Below are 690 nucleotides of genomic sequence, written 5' to 3' on the forward strand. Positions count from 1 at the left end.
GTACCCGCCCATGTCTGCGAACCGGCCGGGGACTATGTGCCGTACACGCCCCACCGAGCCGAACTGCCCGCCGAATCCGCCGACTTCCTGCTCGACTTCGTCCATGGCTTTCCACCCGATGAGCGCGCCCGCGGCCCGCTGCTGGCCCGTACCGCCGAGGAGCGCTTCACGGGGCCCGTGGACGGCCCCGAGGACCGCCATGAGCTGGTCGTCACCCATAACTTCCTCATCGGCTGGCTGGTCCGAGCCGCGCTCGACGCCCCGAAGTGGCGCTGGCTCGGCCTCAACCAGTGCAACGCGGCGCTGACGGTCATCCGCTATCCCCCGCCCGGCCGACCGCCCTCGGTGCTCTTCTCCAACGACATGGCGCATCTGCCCGCACCCCTGCGCTGGACCGGCTATCCGCCGGAGCTGCGCATCACTTCCTGAGCCGGGGAACCGGCTCCTGGCCTTCCGCCGGGGGCCGGACCCGCGCTGTTGGGCCCGGCCACCGCCGTGTCCGAGTACGCAAGCAGCCCAGCAAGCGTGAATAAGGACAGCCATACGGTAGGGCCCGGCACTGACAACGGGGGCGCGGCGAACCGAGGGAGACACTCGAACATATGAGCGCTTCGCCAAGGGCAGAGCGCCGTCCCCTTCCCCTCGGGCGCGACGCTCCTACCCTGAGGGGGTGAGCAGCCACGCGTCGAA

General features: G+C 70.3%; 1 protein-coding gene. It reads left to right on the plus strand.

The genetic code is table 11. The features are described from left to right. A partial coding sequence (locus CCN37_RS38370; protein WP_143262078.1) for a histidine phosphatase family protein occupies window positions 1-429 on the plus strand: 429 nt, incomplete at its 5' end. Window positions 430-690: the final 261 nt, after the last annotated feature.

It is taken from the genome of Allokutzneria sp. NRRL B-24872, assembly GCF_002155965.1.
Classification (GTDB): Bacteria; Actinomycetota; Actinomycetes; order Mycobacteriales; family Pseudonocardiaceae; genus Allokutzneria.